This window comes from Brevibacterium sp. OS20, from assembly GCF_056837565.1.
This window is the reverse complement of the sequence record NZ_CM166367.1, coordinates 3,951,233-3,971,204: the sequence shown is the minus strand read 5'-3', so window position 1 is coordinate 3,971,204 and position 19,972 is coordinate 3,951,233. Positions and strand designations below refer to the sequence as shown.

Here is a 19,972-nt window from a genome sequence, read left to right as displayed (position 1 = left end):
CCTTACAGAGTGCCACATGTCCTGATCCAGGCACATTTGTCGCCGAAAAGCGAGCAGTGCTTGTGCAGATGCACATATTCTGGAGCGTGTGATGGATGAACAGGTTGGAATTGCGGGCACACGACAGCTTCGGGACCGTCCGGAGCCCGGAGACGAACGTCGCTGGCTCGAGCTCCTCGACGCTCTCGATCTCGACGAGCTGACCGATCGGTTCATGATCCGCGTCGTCACGGTCTCCGGCTACGATCCCGCACCGATTCCGGTCTCGGAGCTGCGGCGGACCGGTCGGCTCTCCTTCTCCACCCTCATCGAGGGGCTGCGCGCCGGTGGGTTCGACGGCCCCGTGGCGGTATCGACGGAGGTCGGGGTCTCCCGGGCACGGGCTGGAATTCCGCTCGAGGCGCTGATGACCGCGATCCGCCACGATTTCAATGTGCTCTGGGAGGTGCTCACCCGTGTGGCGAATCAGGAGGATGCGGAACTCGTCATCCGGCACACCGGCATCGTCTTATCCACCGTCGACGAATACGTCTCTCAGGTCCAACAGGCCTATACCGCCGAGCGCACCCGGATGCGCGCGGAAGAGGATTCGGTGCATGCGGGCCTCATCGCAAGCCTCTTCGATGATCCCGATCCCACCGCGGAGCGCCTGTCGAGGATCGCGACCGGGCTCGGTCTCGATGTGGACTCTCCGCTGCTCGTCATCGCCGCCACCGGGGACGACGTCCGGGCGCTGCGGGTGATCATCTCCGATCATGCCCGCGCGGGCGGGACCATGTTCACGCACCACCTCGGCGAGGTTCTCATTGCGTTCACGCAGGTTCCAGGTGGTGCGGGACATGCTTCCACTCCATTCGGGGGCGGAACCGGTCATTCGTTGGGGGCGCTCGCCGGCAAGATCGCCGAGGCCAGGGTGGGGTATGTCCGCGCCGAAGGGATCGGCACCCTGCGGCGGTCGGCGCTGACCGCACGTGACCTCGCCGATGTCATCGCCGCTGATGAGACGACTGCGATGACATGGCGCAGCGGGTGGGCGCGGTTGGCCGCACGGTCGCTCAATGCCGCCGGCAATCCGATCCTCGCCGATGTCGAGTCCGCGCTGGCCGCCTGTGGTCCGGTTGAGCGGGAGCGCCTCATCGAGGCGGTGCAGGTCTATCTCGCTTCGGGGAGCATCGGTGCGTCTGCCGCGCAGCTGTTCTGCCATCGCAATACTGTGGCCAATCGTCTGCGCCGCTTCGCCGAACTCACCGGGGTCGATCCGACGATCCCCGCCGAGGCGGCCCGCCTCGTCGTCGGTTGGGCGTGATTTCGCGATCTGGGAGTCATCGGGCGACCACGGCCGCATCGTTCATAGCGGCCCTCGCTTTTCGAAACCAAGCTCCGTCGTTCAAGGCGGCGCGCACTTGTCGAAAGGTGCACAGTTCGACATCCGCGCTGCGGCTTGAACGACGCCCCGCGATCACCTCGAGGGCCGAGTGTGACGAGCCTGGCTCGAGTTCTCAGGCGGAGCTGATAGAAGTCAAGTATTCAACCATCGTCGGACGATGCCTTCAAGGCATCAGAAGAGAGGCACCGTGAGCACGTCGACAAATGACCGAGTCGGCCATCTCGGGTTCATCCACCTCGTTCCCTTCGATCGCGATGATCCTGGTCGCGGCCTGGCCGAGGGTATCGAACTGTTCCGCTTCGCCGAGGAGCTCGGGCTCGACAGCGGATGGGTCCGAACTCGGCACATGCAGTCCGGTCTGCCGTCGCCGGCAGTGTACTTCGCTGCTTTGGCCCAGCACACGCAGCGGATCGGGCTGGGCAGTGCGGTGATTCCCGTCGGTCATGAGAATCCGTTTCGACTGGCCGAGGATCTCGCCGTTGCCGACGTCCTCTCCGGAGGCCGGGTTCTGGCTGGATTGAGCGTGCATCCGCCCGCATTCGCCGAGGAGGTCAATGACATCGTCCATGGTGAGGGATGGCGCGGCGAAGACTACAGCTACGCGCGCATCGAGCGTCTGCGTGATCTCCTCGCGGGAGGCCCGGTACGGGAGAAGCCCGAGTACAAAGGCTTCGGCGGGGACATCGATTCCGAACGGGTGGAACCGCATGCGCCCGGACTGAGCGATCGCCTCTGGTATGGAGGGGGATCGCTGCGCTCGGCCACCTGGTCGGGCGAGGCTGGATTGAATTGGCTGATGAGCAACATCACCTCGGCAGAGGACGGCATCGAGGACTTCTCTCTCAACCAGGTCAACCAGATCGAGACTTACCGCGAATCGCTCTCTGGTGAGAATGGACGAGTGAGCCTGGCACGCGTGATCGTTCCAACCGATAACGCGAGTCCGGTACAGGCGGCCAAGTACCGGAAGTACGCAGAGGAGCGGACTCCGCGGACGAAGCAGGTCCACGGGAAGAACACGATCATTGCACCGGACCTGCTCGGCTCGACCGAGGAGATCGTCGACTACCTGCTGTCCAACCCGGCTTTCCAGGCTTCGGATGACTATCTCTTCGAACTTCCGTTCGAGTTCGAACTCGATGACTGGAAGCACATCCTCCACCAACTTGCCACTGAGATCGGCCCGAAGCTCGGGTGGACGTCAGCAAGCTCTTAGACGTCTCCCTCGGTGGGCACTGTCCGCCGCTGTTCGCTGCCTCGCTGCCTCGCTGCCTCGCTGTCGACGCTTCGTTCAAGGCTTCGCTCTTCGACCCAGCCTCGATCAAGGCGCAACTCAGTCCTCGAAAGGCGCACGGGTCGACGTCTGCGCTCTGCCTTGAACGAGCCTCCTGGGGGCGTCGACTGCTTGAGCACGGCCCCGATTCCGAGCGGGTCGGCGCATCAGGGGATCACCGCGATGCCGACATAGTTCTGCCCGTGCGGTCCGGTCAGAGCGACAGCTTGGCCGTCGACGCTGAGCACGAATCGCCCATCGGGCTCGATCCCGAGTGTCTCGAGCTGAGCGCGAGTGTCAGGCAGAACGCCGGCGCCCTCATTGCTGATCCACACGACGTCGTCGCGCGATTGCATGAGCGAAGCGAAGCGGGCACGCGCCTCGGCGTCGACATAGGCCAGCACCGCACTGTGGAAGACGACCGGTTGGGTCCCGGCTGGCACCTCGGCAAGCAGGGTTTCGACGGTGTCGAGCAGGTCGCCGCGGACGAGGTGCGGGGGATCGGCGGCCGCGACCGAGGCAGCGGCGAGGAGGCGCTCCCGTCTCGACTCATGCTCCGGCCAGATCAGCGAAGTCAGCCATTCCCGCTGGTCAGCATCGGTGATATCGAGAGGATTGAGATCGATTCCGGCCCGCCACGCGACCTCGGGGAGACGGTTCGGCACGGCAGTGTTCGTCAGTTCGCATTCGAGCACGACCGGGATCGGACCGTCCGCAGGGTCGAGCGTCGTCGACTTCTCGGAATCTGAACCGGACGACCCGGCCGCCTCGTTTACGGTGAATCGGTAACTGTACCGGTCAGGGTAGAGGCAGAGCCCCGCTGAGGCGCCTACCTCGATGAGCGCAAGCGGTCCTGGAACCCGTGCGAGTGCTGGAAGGAGAGTCGCGCAGCGACCCGCCTCATTCGTCTGGGTTGACCGGGCGAGCATGAGCTCGCGGACCTTCGCCCAATGCTCGAGCAGCCATGTACGCAGGTCAGCATAGGAGCCTTCGCCAGCGCCGAGGTGGCGGGCTGCGCCGAAGAGCAGATTGGCTTGGCGCTTCGGTCGGGGCAGTTCCAGCAGGCGCGAGAGGATCTCGTCATCCGCGGCCACTCCCTCGGCCCATGCGGCGTAGATCGGGGAGGTGTCGGCCGCTTCGAGGCGGGCGAACTTGCCGAAGTAGTCGCGCAGAGTCTCGGCTTCGAGTCCCGTCATCGGCTGCATGTCGCCCTCCTCGCAATGGTATCCGCGCCTCAGTGACTTCATCGTACCGACCGGTTGCCCGACGGCGAGTGGGGCAACCGAAACGTCGATCAAGGCGCAGCGCGGATATCGAACCGTACACGGTTCGATATCCGGGCGCCGGCTTGAACGAGCCGATTGAAGTCCCCGTCCCGGTATCCGGTACTTTTGCTGCGAACGCTAGGTCAGCCGCCCGCGCTGTCGTAATGTGTTGCCATCATGCGCCGACGACCATGTTCGCGGCGCATCCCCGCGCCACCACCGTGGCCCGACTTGATCGAAGGAGATCCCATGTCATCCGAGGTGAGCCCGCCGACCAGCGGACAGACCCCCGCCGATTCGGCACTGGAGAAGAGGACCCTGCGCAAGGTCCTCATCCGTCTCATCCCGTTCGTCATCGCGATGTACTTCATCAACTACCTCGATCGGACGAACATCGGCATCGCCGGACCGGGCGGAATGAACGAAGACCTCGCGATGAACGCGACCCAGTTCGGGTTCGCCGCAGGCATCTTCTTCTTCGGCTACCTCATCCTCGAAGTGCCCTCGAACCTCGCTCTGCACAAGTTCGGCGCCCGCATCTGGCTCGCCCGCATCCTCATCAGCTGGGGCGTCGTCGCCGCGGCCATGGCATTCGTGCCCAACCACGGCTGGCTCTACGTGCTGCGGTTCCTCCTCGGCGTCGCCGAGGCGGGATTCTTCCCGGGCATCATCCTCTACCTCACGTACTGGTTCCCGACCTCGATGCGCGCGCGGGCCACGGCTCTGTTCATGCTCGCCATCCCGCTCTCCAGCGTCGTGGGTTCGCCCCTGTCGTCGTGGCTGATCTCCAGCGGCAACTCGATCTTCGAAAACTTCGCCGGCTGGCGCTTCATGTTCATCATCGAAGGCGTGCCCGCCGTTCTCCTGGGCATCATGTGCATCTTCTACCTCACCGACCGCCCGCGGGACGCGAAGTGGCTGAGCGCCGAAGAGCGCAACTGGCTGCAGTCGACGATGGACGCCGAGGAGAAGAGCAAGGAAGAGACCTTCCACTACCCGGTCCGCCGGTCGCTGCTCCAGCCCCGCGTCTGGGCCCTGTCATTCGTCTACTTCGGCATGGTCTACGGCCTCTACGCCATGAGCTTCTTCCTCCCGACGATCATCGCCGGCTTCCAGGAGTCCTTCGGCGTCGAGTACTCGATCGTCGAGATCGGCCTCATCACGGCCATCCCCTATGTCTTCGGTGCCCTGGCCATGTACTTCTGGTCCCGGCACGGCGATCGCACGGGTGAGCGTGTGTGGCACGTGGCCATCCCGCTGTTCATCGGCGGTGTGGCGATCCCCATCGCCCTCTACCTGTCCTCACCGTTCACCACGATGATCGCCGTGACGATCACCTGCATGGCGATCTGCGCCGCCCTGCCGACCTTCTGGCCGCTGCCGCAGACCTTCCTCGCCGGTGCCGGTGCCGCCGCGGGACTCGCGCTCATCAACTCGCTCGGCAACTCCGCGGGCTTCTTCGCCCCCTACATCACCGGTTGGCTGGCCGATCTCACCGGAACCCAGAATGCCGGCATGTGGGTCGTCGGCGCGGCCATGGTCGCCGCCGGCATCGTCACCCTCATCCTCCGGGCCGCACCCGCTCCCGATAACCTGGACGTGATGAAGTAACGGCCCGCCGTCCGCCTTCGCCCGACCGATCCGAGGAGCAGAATTGACGACCCCGACGTCCACCGCACCCGACTTCCCCGCCCTCGACCCGGTGGCGCTCGACGACCTCACAGCGAAGCTGAGTCCGGGTGCGCTGACGACTGACCCGGATGTCATCGACGCTCACTCGAGCGATGAGGCCCTGTTCTGCCCGCGCGAGGGGGCGATCGCCCTGGTCAGGGCCGCCTCGGCGGAAGACATCCAAGAGGTCATGGCCTTCGCCAGCGCACATCGGGTGCCGGTCGTCCCGCAGGGGGCGAGATCCGGGATCTCGGGAGGCGCGAACGCCTCACCGGGAGCGATCCTGCTCAACGTGTCGAAGATGAAGGACGTGGTGGCCGTCAACGAGGCCGAACGTCTCGTCACCGTTCAACCGGGCATCATCAACCAGGACCTCAAGGACCACCTCGCCCCGTTCGGACTGTCCTACCCGCCGGACCCCGGATCGGTGGCACTGTCATCGATCGGTGGGAACATCGCAACGAATGCCGGCGGACTCTGCTGCGTGAAGTACGGTGTGACCAGGGACTACGTGCGCTCACTCAAAGTCGTACTCGCCGACGGGACCATCACCACGCTCGGCCCGCAGACGGCCAAGGGCGTGGCCGGACTCGATATGCGCCATCTCTTCATCGGCTCCGAAGGCACCCTGGGCATCGTCGTCGAAGCGACGCTGCGCCTCGTGCCCGCCCTGCCCGAGCCGTTCACCGCGATCGCGACTTTCCCGGATGAGCGCAGCGGACTGCAGACCGTCGCCGACTTCATGGCCGGCGGCGGAGTGCCGAGCCTGTTCGAATTCCTCGACGGGGCCAGCCTGCGCATGCTCAACGACTACGGCGACTTCGGCCTCGACGGCGATGCCGGGTCGATGCTCATCATGCAGGTCGATGACAACCCGACCGATGCGGAGGCCGCGATGTCGACCTTCACCGAGGTGGCCCAGCGCTGCGGTGCCCTTGACGTCGCTTACTCCGACGACCCGAGCGATTCCGCGGCTCTCATCACGGCACGGCGGATGATCCAGCCGGCCTACGAGAAATTCGCCAACGCTCACGGCGGCGGTCAGCTGCTCGACGATGTATGCCTGCCGCGCACCGCCGTGCCCGAATTCTGTGACCGTCTGGCCGAGCTGCGGTCATCATCCGGACTGGAGATCGCCCTCGTCGCGCACGCCGGCGACGGAAATATGCACCCATCGGTGTTCTTCGACTCCGGCGATGCGGCCGAGACGGCGAAGGCCGAAGGGGTGTTCGCTGAGATCATGCGCGTCGGCCTCGAACTCGGCGGCACGATCACCGGCGAACACGGGGTCGGGTTCCTCAAGCGCGCTTGGCTGCCGAACGAACTCGACGAAGGATCACGACGGATCCAGCTGGCCGTGAAGAACGCGCTCGACCCGCTGGGCATCCTCAACCCGGGCAAGATGCTCGCCGAGATCTGAGCGCAGTCGGGCTGTCGCTAGTGCACGCATGCGCCGTGGCGGCGCGCCCGCGAAGCAGGAGGCCGGCGGTCTTTCCATCGTCAGCCGGTGGCGAGCTCGCGCAGGGCTGTGACCGCATCCTCGATGAGTTCCTGCTGCGGGTGGCCCGGATCGCTGATCGCGTGGATGAAGCGGATCGGTTCGGGCGCTGTCAGCCGGATGATGGCCACCCCGGGAGGCAGGGGTTCGACACCGAGCCGCGGGAGAATCGTCAGACCCAAGCCCCGACTGACCATGTGCAGGGCAGTGGCGAAGCTGTGAGCCTCGTGCTTGAAGTGCACCGCCACCCCTGCACGTGCGCAGGCGTCGAACAGGATCGTCCGGCACGGACCGTCGCCGGTGTCGTTGTCGATCCAAGGATGATTCTCCAGCTCGTCGAGGCTGACCTCCGGACGCGAGGCCAGGGGGTGATCGTCGGGCACTGCGACCACATACGGATCCTCGGTGAGGAAGTGGCTCTCCACTTGCGATGGGAACACGGGATCCTCGGAATCTGAAATCACGACCTGGACATCGGAGTGGAATTCGTTCCAGGGGCCCTCTGCCAGGTTGAGCTGCACGGCGACATCGGGATGGCGGTTCTCGAGGTAGGAGACGAGTTCGGGCATCCACTGGGTGCCGGCCGTGCCGAAGTACCCGATCGACAGGCGTCCGATCCGATTCTCATGCAGGTCCGAGATGCGCTGGCCCAATCGCCCCGAGCTCTCGAGCACGGAGTCGACGTCGGACATGATCGCCGAACCAGTGTCGGTCAGGCACAGGCCGCGTCCCTGTCGCTGAAACAGAGTCAGACCGGTCTCCTGTTCGAGAATTTTGAGGTGATGGCTGACCGCAGACGGAGAGAGACTGAGATGCTGTGCGGCGGACCGGACGGACCCGGTGAGTGCGACCGATTTGAATGACTTCAGGTGGGCAACGTTGTACACAGTCGAACCGTACGCACATCACGGACAGTTGTGCAATAGTGTGCGCTTTTCTTTCACGATCATGCGACGAATAATCGTTCCTATGAACAGATCAGCCCTCAGTCCTCGAGTCGCGAGTCCGAATCCTCACCAGATGACAGCGCCCCGCGTCCTGCCCTGGATCGCTGCCCTGCTCACCATGACGTTCTGGGCGTCATCATTCGTCGTCATCCGCGATGCCGGCGAATTCTTCTCACCTGGTCCGATGGCGCTGCTGCGCGGCGCGTCCGCGGCTGTGGTGCTCTCCGCGTGGATGCTCTTCCGCCGCCCCCGATTCCCCTCCGGCAAGGTCGTCTGGCTGATTCTCGTCCTGTGGGGAGTCGCCTGGTTCTCTGCCTACGTCGTCGTCCTCAACGCTGCGGAACGGTCGATCGATGCCGGAACCGCCTCGATGATCGTCAATATCGCACCGCTGATCATCGCCGTCTTCGCCGGCCTCGTCTTCGGAGAAGGGCTGCCGAAGCGCCTGCTCATCGGCATCATCGTCTCTCTGCTCGGAATCGGGCTGATCACGGCAGCCAGCTTCACCGGCTTCTTCACCGTCGGCGGTCTCGTCCTCAGTCTCGTCGCCGCAGTGCTCTACGCCGCCTGCGTGCTACTGCAGAAGCACTTCCTGTCCGGAGAGGACTCGGTGACCGTGACCTGGATGGGAATCCTCATCGGCGCACTCGTCAGTCTCGTCTTCGCCCCCGGCCTCATCGACGAGGTGGCCACGGCACCCATCGAGATGACGCTGCAGATCATCTACCTGGGAGTCGTACCGACCGCTATCGCCTTCAACCTCTGGGGATATGCGCTCAAGCATCTGCCGGCAGGTCTGCTCAGCTCTTCGAGTCTCCTCGTCCCCGCGATCGTCGTCGTGATGGCCTGGATCGTTCTCGGAGAGGTCCCGCCTCCGCTGGCCGCAGTGGGCGGTGTGCTCTGCCTGGCCGGGGCGGCTGCCGCGATCGGGCCGCAGATCATCGGAGCTCTGCGACCGTCGCCGGCTCAGCCCGGCAAGGTCTGAGAGTTCAGTCAGGCAGAGTCTGAAGGCTCGGTCGAGCTGGGTCTGAGGGCTCAGCCCTCGGCCTTGCCCTGACGCCAGTAGCCCATGAACGCGATCTGCTTGCGGTCGACCCCGACTTCCTGGACGAGGTAGCGGCGCAGACGCTTGACCGGTCCGGCCTCTCCGGCGATCCACGCATAGAAGGGGCGGTCATCCTTCTCCGTCGCACTCGAACTGCCTTGAGCCGCCTCGGTGAGGGCCGCGGGAACGTCCCAGAGGATCTCTTCGTCGATGTTGACATCGTCGAGTTCCCGGACCTGACCATCCGGCCCGCCGGCCGACCCTGCCGCTCCGGCCCCGACGGGGATCCGGGTCTCCGACCGCACCGCCTCGCGGACGGCAGGTTCGAGGAGCTGACCGAAGTCGGCCTCCCCGCGTGGCAGCCATTCGATCTCGAAGCCGGTGGGAGCGGTGATGTCGATGATGTCCTCGGCGCTCGGGACTTCGAGAACGGCCTTGCCCTGCGCCTGGCTGTCCTTGAGTGAATCGAGGATCGAGGCGATGGCGGGCACAGCCGTCTCGTCGCCGGCGAGCAGGATCTGGTGGGCATCTCCCGGGGCGAACTCGATCCCGGCGCACGGAGTCTCCGAGGCACGGGAGGGGCCGATGATATGGAGGCGGTGGCCCACCTCGGCGGCTTCGGCCCACTCGGCCGCCGGGCCCGAGTGGCCGTGCTCATCGGTGTGGAGGACCATGTCGATGACGAGTCTGCGCTCGGCATCGTCCCATTCGCGCACGGTGTAGGTGCGCATCGCGCCGCGCTCCTCGGGGCTGACCTGCAGCCAGGCCTGGTACCAGGACACTCCAGCGGCTTCCTGCTCGGTGAGGAATGCCGGCAGATCGAACTGCGGCGAGGCGGCACGCTGAGGAGGGATGACGAGTTTGATCCGCAGATCACGAGGGTGGGTGTTCGGGCCGAATTCCTCGAGTCCCGCACCCCCGAAAGTCACCCGACGGAAGGACGGGCTGAGGTCTTCGACGGCGAGGACCTCTGCTTCGAAGGCACCGATGGGGGCTCGTGACACTGATTCTCCTTCGCATCCCCAGGACCATGTGGCCGTGAGGGCGTCCCCGCGGGGACGCGTTGTGTTCGTGTGTGCAGCTGTCGTGGATATGTCAACATCCGCAACGCTACTCTACTCTAATTTAGTAAGGCTAGCCTTTCCAAATAGTGCTACGGTGGTCCCGGCGTCACTACAGGCGCACCAGTTCCGTCCCTGCGGGGACGCCCACCGAAAGGCTCTCGATGCGTCGTCGTCAGCTCCTTGCCCTGTCCGTTCTCGCCCCGTTCGCCCTCGTCGGCTGCCGCGGCGAAGCCGATGGCGATGCGGGTGACGGCGCTTCCGGCGCTGCGGGCAGCGTCCCGAACTTCACGTATTCGCCCGAAGGCTATGACGGGCTGACGATCGAACTCGACCGCCCGGCGAAGCGCATCGCCGCGGACTTCTATTCGGCAGCCGGACTCGCGCAGTACGGAATCACGCCGGTCGCGGTCTTCGGGTTCGGACAGAACGAGTCCCCGGGCAAGTCCTTCGACTCGGAAGGAGTCGAGGTCGTCGGCACCGATATGGAACTCGATATCGAGGCCCTCGCGGTTGCCGAGCCGGACATCCTCGTCGCCTACGGCAATGAGGCCGGCGACGGGTGGACCTGGTGGGACGAGAAGGTGAAAGGTCAGGTCAGCGAGCTCGTGCCGTTCGTCCCGGTCAAACTCGGCGGGCAGGGTCCCGACGCGATGTTCGCTCAGTACGCGGCCATCGCCGAGGCGCTGGGCAAGGACACAGACACCGGCGCCATCGCGGACAAGCGGAAGGCCTTCGACGACGCTCGGGCACGCATCCGCAGCGTGGCGAAGAAGCAGGACCAGCTGACTGTGCTGCTGGCGAACTTCACCGCGGAGATCAACTACACCTCGAACTCCTTGGGCATCGCCGAGATGCTCAACGAGGACGGGCTCACCCTCGTCGGCCCCGACGCCACAGGCGAGAGCAGTTGGGCAGAAGTCTCCTGGGAGAAGATGTCGGACTACCCGGCCGACGTCGTCCTCGTCCACGACGCCTCGACCGACTACGAAGACAACCCGGTGTACAAGAGCCTGCCCGCAGTCAAGGAGGACCAGCTCGGCACCTGGGACGACAAACGCGCCTACACCTATGACGGCTACGCGAAATGGCTGAACGAACTCGGCGACGTCCTCGAATCCGCTAAGAAGATCGTCAAGAGCTGAGGCCCGCACCCCGCCGGGCTACGATCGGTGCATGACCGACCTGCCTGACGAACTCAGCACCGACGAGATCATCCGATCCCTCGCATCGGATGCCCCGACCACATGGCTCCGCTCCACCCCCAACGAGGCGGCCCTGCCCGACCTCGGCGACGTGATGGATTCCGCGGCGGCCCGGTTCGACCGCTTCGCCCCCTGGTTCGCAGAGACCTTCCCGGAGACGGCGACCGTTCCGGCCGAGCTCGCATCGGCGTTTCCAGACGTCAGCGGCGGAACGATCGAATCGGCTCTGGTTCCGGCGCCTGCGGCGCAGCACCGCCTCGACGGTCTGTTCGGATCCGAGCTGGGCGGACGGCTGTGGCTCAAACGCGACGACTCCCTGCCGGTGAGCGGGTCGATCAAGGCCCGCGGCGGCTTCCACGAGGTGCTCGAATTCGCCGAGGCGGTCGCCGCCGAGCACGGACTCGACGCTCTTGATCCCGCCACCTATTCGACTCGTGAGTTTCAAGAGATCGCCGCGAACCACCGCATCGTCGTGGGCTCGACCGGCAACCTCGGGCTGTCGATCGGGATCCTGAGCGCTCGCCTCGGCTTCGCCGCCTCGGTGCATATGTCAGCCGACGCCCGGGAATGGAAGAAGACGATGCTGCGCGACCACGGGGTCGACGTCATCGAACATGCCGGCGACTTCGTCGAAGCCGTCGAAGCCGGCCGTGCCTCGGCACTGGCCGCCGAGAACACGCACTTCGTCGACGACGAGGACTCCGTGAGTCTCTTTGCTGGATATTCGGTGGCTGCTCTGCGGCTGGAGCGCCAGTTCGCGGCCGCCGGAGTGACCATCGACGAGCAGAATCCGCTCACCGTCTATCTGCCGTGCGGAATCGGTGGCGGACCCGGGGGAGTGACCTTCGGGCTCAAACGGGTCTTCGGCACTGCGGTGCGCTGCATCTTCGTCGAACCGAGCCAGGCGCCGGCGATGTTCCTCGGAGTGCGCACCGGTCGGCACAGCGGCATCTCCGTTCAGGACATCGGGCTGTCCGGAGCCACACCGGCCGACGGGCTGGCGGTCGCCCGCCCCTCACGCTTCATCGGACCGATGATCGGGCCGCTCATCTCCGGCTTCGCCGCGGTTCCCGACGAGGTCATCCGCGCGGGAGTCGGGGTGCTCCATGAGACCGAAGGCATCGATGTCGAACCCTCCGCTACCGCCGGGCTGACCATTCCGTGGCGGATGGGCGACGCGGCGGCTCGGTCCGCGACCGGCGTCCACCTCGTGTGGCTCACCGGTGGGGCGATGGTCCCCGGCGACGAACGCGCCGCCTACGTTGACGAAGGACTGGGACTCGTCAAACGGATCAGCAGCCCCGCCTCGGCGATCTTCGTCGACTGAACGGCGTGCCCCGGGCCGGGTCACGCTGCCTCGGTCACCAGTCCCATGGGTCGTCGTTGACGGTGATGACGATCTTGCCGTCGACGATCTCGGCCGTGCCGTTGAGGTCGAAGGTCACGGTGTCATCGAAGGGTTCGGACTCGTCGAACATGTCGTAGCTGCCGGTCACGAGCGCCTCACCGGAGGTGTCGGAGGAGATCAGCCACGCCGGACCGCCGTTCGGACCGGTCGCGTCCTCGGGGTTCGAATACTGGTCGGCACCCATGGAGTCATCGGCGACGGTCACCGTCGGATACGACGAGATCGACCAGGTGAGGCCGGTGGCGTCATAGCTGTCGGCCAGCGAGGATCCGAACGGGCACCCGTCGGGCTGGGCGACCGTCTTCTTCGCGCAGCTGTCGATGAGGGTCTTGACCTGTTTGTCGACCTCGCTGCGGAACGCGTCCGAGGGATGGGCGGCGAGCAGCGGCGTGTCCTCACCCTCCATGTTCGGGTCATCGCCGAGGAACGCCCGCACCTTGACCGCGTCTGCGGTGATGAGATCGGACTTCTCGGCCAGGTCGATCGTGTAGAGACCGGGGAAGGCCGGCAGGGACAGTGTCGACCCGTCGCTGTCGACGTCGATCCCATTGACCTTGACCTTTTTGAGGCCGGGAGTGTCGACGGTGAGAGTGAGCAGGTCGGGACTCTTGAGCGCCCAGTCGTCGAAGAACAGCGCCTTCTTTCCGGCTTTGTGCAGGGTCAGCGTGCTGTCGCCCTTGGAGCCGCCGACGTCGTAGGTGACCGCGACCGTCGCCGTGTCTCCGGAGATCTCGGCATCCTCGACGGTGACATCGTCGGGCAGTGCCTTGGAGCCGCCGAGGACATCGTTGGTCAAAAGGGTCCGTGACTCCTGCGGAACGTCGACGTCGGCGACCTCGAGGGCACCCTCGGCGTCACCGTCGGAGAGCTCCGAGAAGTACTTCTCCACCGTCGCCTCGGGACCGAACATGTGCCCGTTGAGCTGGGTGACGACGATGAGTGCGGCCACAAGGAGGAGGACGGCACCACCGGCGACGACCGATACGAGCGTCGTCTTCTTCTTGTCGAAGGGCTTGGCCGGGCCCGCGTACGGCTGCGGCGCATACATTCCCTGCGGAGCCGAGTTTGACTGCTGCCCGGCTGAGCCCTGCGGCGTCGAATAGGCCGGCTGGTCGGCGACACCCTGCGGGTAGGCATAAGGCTGCTGGTCGGACGGGGTCGGATGCTGCTGCGGACCGACCGGACCAGAGAACTGCTGCGGACCCTGCTGGAGATGGGGCGGCTGGCCCTGCGAGTCGAACGCATTCGGCGATGCGGGCGGGCCCTGATGGCCGACAGGTCCCTGCGGTCCGAACCCGCCAGGGTCGTGCGGTCCGACTTCGCCGGGGCCGGGAGCAACCGGCGGTGGCGTCGGGGCGGCGGCTCGAGCCAGATCGGGATGGATGAACGCGAACTGCGGTTCGCTCATGCCCAGGTATGGTCCCCAGTGCGGGTGCACGGTCCGTCCGGCGGCGATCCGCGCCACGGCCGGGAAGGTGAGGGCGAGTCGCGGGCCGAGGGTGCGCGAAAGCACCTCGATGATCCCGCCCCAGAGGGCGAAGATGAGGAACGTCCAGGCAAGGGGGCCGATCCCCGCACGGGCCGCACCGGAACCGCCGAAGAACATGGCCGCCTCGGCGGATCCGGACATCGACAGGTTCGCGGGGATGGCCAACAGCGACAGCAGACCCCAGACGAGGCAGAACGCCACAGGCAGCTTCCACGCGCTCGACCACTGCTGCTTGTCCTGCTCGATCACGGTCCAGGCCGGACGCCGGGTGACGGTGGCGACGATCGTTGCGATCAGCACGGCGGCCACGACGACGAGCAGGCCCAGCCACAGCAGCCCGGGAGCCTCGCGGCTGAACATGGTGAGGCTCTCGGAGAAGGTGTCCGAGTACAAGCCCAAGTCGCCTTGGGCGGTGGCGCTGATTCCGCCGAGGTGGGTCAGCGACGTGAGGATGAGGCCCATGTTGACGAACGTCAGCGGCACCAGCTGACCCGGCATCTCGACTGACAGCGGCAGGACGAAGAGCGCGACGATCGAGAACACGGCCACGGTGAGGGCGAGGTGGATCCAGGTCACCAGCAGAGGCGGAACAGCCCAGCGCAGGAACGGTGCACCGATCGCCTCGGTGCCCTTGAAATGTCCGGCGACACGACCGGCGATGCTCGTGATGAGGATGACGAGCATCGGCAGGAAGAACGATCGGACGGTGACCGCCGAGAAGGTGAAGGTGAACGATCCTTCCTCTTCGAAGGCGGAGGCGCGGGCGGCGAAGATGACCTGGAGGAGGAAGAGCACGAGCGTCATCGCCAGGGTCGCGACCCCGATGCGGATCCACGTGGACACTCGGTTGGGTGCGGGGGAGCGGCGTTCGCTCAATTTCGTCATCCACCACAGCAGACCCACGGTGACGATGGTGACCACCAGGGGTGCGCCGGTGGTGAAGATGCCCAGTTGGGCGTTGAAGGTGTCAGGTGCGTTGATGTCCAAGCGCAACGCCGCCGAACCGAACAGCGACAGAGCCATGAGGATGAACGGCAGGGCGTAGTTGAGGCTGTCGAGGTTGAGGCCGGTCTCCTCGGTCAGCGAGTCGAATTCCGACATCGACGTGAGGATGACGGTGAGGATGATGGAGACGATGATGCCGCCGAGGAGGGCGATCCCCGGCGGGATCAGGGCCGTTTTCCACGTCGCTCCCTTAGCCAGCGCCGAGGCGAATTTCGACTTCGGGGCATTCGCCGGGTAGCCCGGTGGTGCGGGGTAGGGCACAGGACCGGACTGGTAGGGGCCCTGCTGGTGAGGGCGTTGCTGATAAGGCACCTGCTGGTAGGGGGCTTGTTGGTAGGGGTCGACTGTCTGCTCGGTGGTGGGCGTGCCGTCTTCCGGCGGCGCCCAGCGAGCGGTCTCCTCGGTGGAATCATCTTCGCCTGAATCGGGTTCATCGGCGCCTGCAGATTCTGCTGAACCAGTCGTTTCGGAACTCTTGGCATCCGAGGAGACGGGGTCCATCACCTCGGTGGCCTCAGAATCCTGAGCTGCAGGATCATCCGAGGTCTCGGCGGCGTCCGGAACCTCGTCTTCGGGACTCTCCTGGTCCTCGGCGGTCTGATCCTTCGGATCCTCGGCAGCGGTCGGTTTCGTCTCGTCGGTTTCGTCGTGCATACCCAGTCCTCAAGTGCCGTTGCCCGACAGCTCCGCAATGTCATTCAAATCGAAACAATCAACTGAGCAGATCAAGCATGTGTAGTTCACAACTTATATTAGGCTGTTAATGCAAGAGAAGTTCTATATTGGGACTTTTTCTGAAATACGGCGTGATCGATCTGGAGTGACGGATGAGTACGAACCCTCCCGGGCGCGGGGATGAGAACGAATGGGACGTCAACGACCGGTCGGGAAGCCAATGGTCCTCGCAGCCGGGACCTCCGCCGGGCAATGGATGGGGCACACCTCCGCCGCCTTCTCAGTCACCTCAGCCGCAGCGTCCCTATATCCAGACCCCGCACTCGCAGAGCGGCCCGCCTCATCGCAACGGTCAGCCTCCTCGCCAGCAGAGCGGATCCACCCAGGGTCAAGGCGCCCAAGCCTTCCAGGCCGGCGGCTACGCGGCCGCCAACGGAATGCCTCCACAGCCCGGACAGCCCGCACACCAGCAGCCCTACGGCTACGGTCCGGGACCGTATCAGCAGGCCGGACCGCCGGCGCAGAAGAAGCGCGGCGGGATGATCGCGCTCCTCGTCGTCGTCGGCATCGTCCTCGCAGGGGGCATCGGATGGGGCGCAGCGACGTTCTTCTCGAAGGACTCCGAGGACCCCGCCAATGTCGCCTCCACCGATGAGCCGACGAACGCCGCCAGCGATGACGGTTCGGCTGCGGCCAGCAATTCACCCGAGCCCACCGAGACCGAATCGGCGCTTCCCGACGACCCGAAGAAGGCACTCAAACAGCTCGCCGACTCCGACGGACAGACAGCGAAGAGCGAACTCAACGGCAAATGGGTGCCGCAGCTGAGTTCGAAGAAGGTCGGCCTCGAAGCCGAGGGGAAGACCTGGGACGAAGAAGCGATCCTCGAAGAATTCGAAGGGCTGCGCGAAGAGTTCCCCCGCGTGAAGCTCATCTGGTCGGGCGACTTCGGCAGCTTCAAGGAAGACAATTTCTGGGTCACCGTCGTCGGCATCGGCTACGACGACCCCGAGGACGCCCTGTCGTGGTGCTCATCGCACGGACTCGGCCCCGACAGCTGCTACGCCAAACAGCTCAACACCTCCGGCGGCCACGAAGGAACGACCCGCCTGCAGGACTGAGACTCCCGAGCCGGTCCGTCCGGTCACACCCGCAACCGGCGGCTGAATGATGGGCCGCCGGACCGGCTCAGACGTGGGCGCGCCGCCGGTTGTTCACCGCGAACACGGCAATGCCGATGACGAGCCAGACCGCCCCGATGACCAGGGCCAGCGGGTTTGCGCTGACGAGCACTGCGATGAGCAGGCCGGCGCCGATGACCGGAATGACGCCGTGGTTGAACCAGTTGGGAGTCTCGCTGCCCTGCTTCTTCACGAGGAAGTATCCGACCATCGAGGCTTGAAGGAAGATGAACGCCGTCAGCGCCCCGACGTTGACGATCGAGGTCAGCTGGTCGAGACCATCGGCACGGGTCGCCGCCCACCCGGCCACGATCACATTGCCGCCGGCGGCCACGAGGATTCCCTTCCACGGAACACCGGTCTTCGGGGCCACCTCGGCGAGGAATTTCGGCACCTGACGGGATCGTCCCATGTCCATGAGGATGCGGGAGCCTGCGGCCTGACCGATCATCGCGGAGAACGCCGCGCCCACGGCCTTGGCCAAGGCGAGCAGCCAGTGCAGCCACGGGCCGAGAGTCGAGTCGACGGCGTCGTAGTAGGCGGCTCCCTCGAGCGCGGGATCGGCCTGCAGGTCCGCCGGAGTCAACGGTGAGAGCAGACTGCCCACCCAGGTCTGCGCGACGAAGAAGACACCTGCGAGCACGAGGCAGATCAGCGTGGCACGGCCGACGATCCGCGGCCCGCCCTTGGCCTCCTCGGAGAATGTCGCGAGCGAATCGAAGCCGAGATACGACAGGACAGCCACGGACACGGCAGCGAGCACCGCTGTCACGGAGAACGCATCGACCCCGGTCAGCGGGGTCAACCATCCCCGCGTCGGCCCATGCTGGACGAGGTAGGCGATGCCGAGGACGAGGACCAGGGCGAGGACGGCCACCTCGGCGAGGACGACCCCGGTGATCACGCGGGAGGCGACCTTGACCCCGGCGAGATTGAGCCCGGTGGTGAGGATGACGGCCACGGCCACGAACACCCAGACGGGCAGCGCGGGGAAGATCGAGTTCAGAGCGATCCCGGTGAACAGATAGGCGACCGAGGGGATGAAGAGATAGTCGAGGAGGATCATCCAGCCGGCGACGAAACCGGCCGGTTTTCCGATTCCCGCCGAGGCGTAGGCGAACACCGTGCCCGCGCGGGGAACCTCCCGTGACATGCGCATATAGCTGACCGCGGTGAAGGCCATGACGATCGTCGCGACGATGTAGACGAGTGCCACGGCCCCGCCCGAGCGGGCATCGAGGGTGCCGAATACGCCGACTGCGGCCGCGGGACCGATGAAGACGAGTCCGAAGAAGACGAGCTCGCTCAGGCCGATCGTCCGTTTGAGCGTCCCACCTCTCACCGAGGCGGCCGTGTCCTCGGGTGCGGAAGTCCGAGTTTCGTTGTCGACCTGGTTGGACCGATCATCGGCGGTCATATCGTCCATCATGGTGCCCGTCTTTCGGAGTATGTGCTTCAACTCTACGCGCAGGTCATGGCGCGGTTTCGAGTCCCCGATAGGATCGGGGGAGAGGAAGGAGGCCCGGATGACGCATCACCCGCAGATGATCCAGCCCGGTGGGTTCCCGCCGGGAGGTGTGCCTGCGAAGAAACCGTCCGTGGTGCCGGGAATCCTCCTCATCATCGCCGGAGTCCTCGGTCTCGGGGTGGGACTGTGCATCCTCGTCATCCCGATGTTCCTGTTCCTCCTCGGAGGCGGCGGCAACGTCGACGCCTTCGACGATTTCGCCTCCGGCTTCTTCATCACCGGTTTCGTTGTGGCCGTGGTTTCCGTTCTGGTGCTGATCGCCGGGATCGTCCTCACCACCGTCGTCGCGCGGAAGCGGCGTCGAATGCGACCGCAGGTCCGGATGGTCAGGCCTCCTGGTGGGCCGCCGTTTCAGCAGACTCCCGGAGGACCTCCAACGCCGAGGCGATGATCGGCTGAGCGCCCGAACCGCGGCGGATGCCCGAGAGGATCTTCCGGGACGGCACCGGATCACCGCGCAGCGGCACGCGCACCACATCGAAGCCGTCCGGCAGGCGTGCCAGGCGAGGAATGAGCGCGACCCCGAGTCCCGCCGAGACCAACGACGCACCCGTCTCCCACTCCCGAGACTGATGGGCCTGTTCCGGTTGGAAACCGGCAGCCGCACACGCCGTGCGCACCAGACGGTGATACGGCGAACCCGCCCGGTCGAGGATCCAGGACTCCTCGGCGGCCTCGCTCAACGCCACAGCTGACTTCTCTGCCAGGCGGTGTCCGACGGGAACCAGCAGATCGAGGCGATCGCTGAACAGTGCCGACTGCTCGAAGCGGGGATCGCTGCGCGGCGGCAGCGGGTCGGTGGCCACGACCACGGCGACGTCGGCATGGTCGGAGATGAGAAGGTCGAAGCACTCCTCGGGGTCGGCTTCGATGATCGTGACCTCGGCGCCCGGGAATCGCTCCATCACCGTCAGGGCTGTCGGTGGAAGCAGGGCGGCCGCGGCAGTGGAGAAGCCGCACAGGCGCAGCCGTCTGGTGCGCGTATCTCGGCTGGTGCCGAGGCCGTCGAGCTCGCCTCGGATCTCCTCCCACCTGGTGAAGAGCTCCTGAGAGCGTTCGAGGAGCAGCTGACCGGCTCGAGTGAGGACGAGTCCGCGACCGCGCGGTTCGACGATGCGCACGCCGAGATCTTTCGACAGGCCTCTGAGCTGGTGCGATACGGCTGAAGGGGTGTATCCGAGGCGGTGTGCCGCCTCGGTGAGAGTGCCGACTTCGGCAAGGACCCGAAGGACGTGGAGACGCGGATCGATCATGCAATAGTATTGCACGTTTCGGATGAAGAAGATTCGCTTTTCTTCAGCAAACCTCTGGCGGACACTGGGGGCAGGAGCACG

At 65.5% G+C, this 19,972-nt stretch carries 15 protein-coding genes; 9 read left to right on the top strand and 6 right to left on the bottom strand.

Annotated features, from left to right (window positions below):
- Positions 1-91 precede the first annotated feature (91 nt).
- Both ACVZTU_RS17700 and ACVZTU_RS17695 read left to right on the top strand, forming a co-directional pair.
- Positions 92-1,306, top strand: a complete 1,215-nt coding sequence (locus tag ACVZTU_RS17700; protein ID WP_482400998.1) for a PucR family transcriptional regulator — start codon at positions 92-94, stop codon at positions 1,304-1,306.
- 268 nt (positions 1,307-1,574) lie between these two features.
- Positions 1,575-2,603, top strand: coding sequence for an LLM class flavin-dependent oxidoreductase (locus ACVZTU_RS17695; RefSeq protein WP_482400997.1), 1,029 nt, complete (start codon positions 1,575-1,577; stop codon positions 2,601-2,603).
- A 224-nt stretch (positions 2,604-2,827) separates the two neighbouring features.
- On the opposite strand, the gene ACVZTU_RS17690 is transcribed toward ACVZTU_RS17695, so the two are convergent.
- Complete coding sequence (locus ACVZTU_RS17690) at positions 2,828-3,865, bottom strand: DUF2332 domain-containing protein (RefSeq protein WP_482400996.1); 1,038 nt, start codon at positions 3,863-3,865, stop codon at positions 2,828-2,830.
- Between the two features lie 309 nt (positions 3,866-4,174).
- Between ACVZTU_RS17690 and ACVZTU_RS17685 the strand changes: the two genes are divergently transcribed.
- The gene (locus ACVZTU_RS17685) at positions 4,175-5,536 is read left to right on the top strand and encodes an MFS transporter (RefSeq protein ID WP_139467539.1); all 1,362 of its coding nucleotides are present in this window, start codon (positions 4,175-4,177) and stop codon (positions 5,534-5,536) included.
- A gap of 43 nt (positions 5,537-5,579) precedes the next feature.
- Positions 5,580-7,016 (top strand): FAD-binding oxidoreductase, encoded by a 1,437-nt coding sequence (locus ACVZTU_RS17680; protein WP_248283861.1) that lies wholly within the window; start codon positions 5,580-5,582, stop codon positions 7,014-7,016.
- An 80-nt stretch (positions 7,017-7,096) separates the two neighbouring features.
- Here ACVZTU_RS17680 and ACVZTU_RS17675 read toward each other — a convergent pair whose 3' ends face one another.
- Positions 7,097-7,981 carry a LysR family transcriptional regulator gene (locus ACVZTU_RS17675; RefSeq protein ID WP_139467538.1) on the bottom strand — a complete coding sequence of 295 codons (885 nt, stop codon included), beginning with the start codon at positions 7,979-7,981 and terminating at the stop codon, positions 7,097-7,099.
- Between the two features lie 133 nt (positions 7,982-8,114).
- On the opposite strand from ACVZTU_RS17675, the gene ACVZTU_RS17670 reads away from it, so the two are divergent.
- Complete coding sequence (locus ACVZTU_RS17670; RefSeq protein ID WP_139909416.1) at positions 8,115-9,026, top strand: DMT family transporter; 912 nt, start codon at positions 8,115-8,117, stop codon at positions 9,024-9,026.
- A 50-nt stretch (positions 9,027-9,076) separates the two neighbouring features.
- On the opposite strand, the gene ACVZTU_RS17665 is transcribed toward ACVZTU_RS17670, so the two are convergent.
- Positions 9,077-10,090 (bottom strand): siderophore-interacting protein, encoded by a 1,014-nt coding sequence (locus tag ACVZTU_RS17665; RefSeq protein WP_482400995.1) that lies wholly within the window; start codon positions 10,088-10,090, stop codon positions 9,077-9,079.
- Between the two features lie 221 nt (positions 10,091-10,311).
- Between ACVZTU_RS17665 and ACVZTU_RS17660 the strand changes: the two genes are divergently transcribed.
- Positions 10,312-11,292 (top strand): ABC transporter substrate-binding protein, encoded by a 981-nt coding sequence (locus ACVZTU_RS17660; protein ID WP_434592444.1) that lies wholly within the window; start codon positions 10,312-10,314, stop codon positions 11,290-11,292.
- Between the two features lie 31 nt (positions 11,293-11,323).
- Positions 11,324-12,679, top strand: coding sequence for a D-serine ammonia-lyase (locus ACVZTU_RS17655; protein WP_482400994.1), 1,356 nt, complete (start codon positions 11,324-11,326; stop codon positions 12,677-12,679).
- Between the two features lie 34 nt (positions 12,680-12,713).
- Here the strand turns inward: ACVZTU_RS17655 and ACVZTU_RS17650 are convergent, their stop codons facing one another.
- On the bottom strand, positions 12,714-15,908 hold the full coding sequence (locus ACVZTU_RS17650; protein WP_482400993.1) for a zinc ribbon domain-containing protein: 3,195 nt from the start codon (positions 15,906-15,908) through the stop codon (positions 12,714-12,716).
- 173 nt (positions 15,909-16,081) lie between these two features.
- Between ACVZTU_RS17650 and ACVZTU_RS17645 the strand changes: the two genes are divergently transcribed.
- Positions 16,082-17,050, top strand: a complete 969-nt coding sequence (locus ACVZTU_RS17645; RefSeq protein WP_482400992.1) for a hypothetical protein — start codon at positions 16,082-16,084, stop codon at positions 17,048-17,050.
- 67 nt (positions 17,051-17,117) lie between these two features.
- Here the strand turns inward: ACVZTU_RS17645 and ACVZTU_RS17640 are convergent, their stop codons facing one another.
- Positions 17,118-18,527 (bottom strand): APC family permease, encoded by a 1,410-nt coding sequence (locus tag ACVZTU_RS17640; RefSeq protein WP_482400991.1) that lies wholly within the window; start codon positions 18,525-18,527, stop codon positions 17,118-17,120.
- Between the two features lie 109 nt (positions 18,528-18,636).
- Between ACVZTU_RS17640 and ACVZTU_RS17635 the strand changes: the two genes are divergently transcribed.
- On the top strand, positions 18,637-19,029 hold the full coding sequence (locus ACVZTU_RS17635) for a hypothetical protein (protein WP_139467532.1): 393 nt from the start codon (positions 18,637-18,639) through the stop codon (positions 19,027-19,029).
- Here ACVZTU_RS17635 and ACVZTU_RS17630 read toward each other — a convergent pair.
- Complete coding sequence (locus ACVZTU_RS17630) at positions 18,965-19,891, bottom strand: LysR family transcriptional regulator (RefSeq protein WP_139909412.1); 927 nt, start codon at positions 19,889-19,891, stop codon at positions 18,965-18,967. The two genes, ACVZTU_RS17635 and ACVZTU_RS17630, sit on opposite strands and share 65 nt — an antisense overlap.
- Between the last annotated feature and the right edge of the window lie 81 nt (positions 19,892-19,972).